This window comes from Rheinheimera tilapiae, assembly GCF_042432165.1.
GTDB classification, from domain to species: Bacteria; Pseudomonadota; Gammaproteobacteria; order Enterobacterales; family Alteromonadaceae; genus Pararheinheimera; species Pararheinheimera tilapiae.
Genome location: NZ_JBHLXP010000006.1, coordinates 1 through 795, shown reverse-complemented (window position 1 = coordinate 795; position 795 = coordinate 1). Strand labels below are relative to the sequence as shown.

Genomic DNA, 795 nt, shown 5'->3' with positions numbered 1-795 from the left:
AGGTTAAGTAAAGTTTTTAGCTTCTCAATTATTCAAAGGAGGTTTTTTTATCGATTACTTAGGTGTTGATATTAGTAAAAGAAGTAGTGTAGTTGCACATTATAAAAATGGAAAATTCCAAAAAGAGTTTTTCATCCAGAATAATAAAAATGGTTACAATTATTTACTCAAGTATTTGAATGACTTAGACCACCCACAACTCATTTTTGAATCTACAGGTATCTATTCAAGAGGTATGGAACGATTTTGTTGTGTAAATCAAATTAACTATATTCAAATGAATCCGTTAGAAGCCAAATTTAAAACGAGCGCTCTAAGATCATGGAAAACTGATCAGGCAGATGCTCATAAGCTTGCTTGTTTAGGACCGACGCTTAAACAAACAGACAGCTTACCTATACATGAGTTAATATTCTTTGAATTAAGAGAACGCGTCCGTTTTCATCTAGAAATCGAGAATGAACAAAATCGACTTAAATTTCAGATCCTTGAATTACTCCATCAAACATTCCCTGGTTTAGAAAGATTGTTTAGTAGTCGATATTCAATCATTGCACTCAACATCGCAGAAATCTTTACTCATTCAGACATGGTTCTTGATATCGACAAGGAGGTACTGATTACACATATATTCAATTCTACAGATAAGGGAATGTCAATGGATAAAGCTACAAAATATGCACTTCAATTAAGGGTGATTGCTCAAGAAAGCTATCCTAATGTCGATAGACATTCCTTTCTAGTCGAAAAATTACGCTTACTTATTCAACAATTAAAACAATCTATTCATCATCT

Annotated in this window: 1 pseudogene; it reads left to right on the top strand. The window is 32.5% G+C overall.

Annotation, left to right across the window (positions count from 1 at the left end):
* Positions 1 to 49 precede the first annotated feature (49 nt).
* Positions 50 to 795 (top strand): annotated as a pseudogene (locus tag ACFFJP_RS19755) (IS110-like element ISSep2 family transposase); the annotation flags it as partial.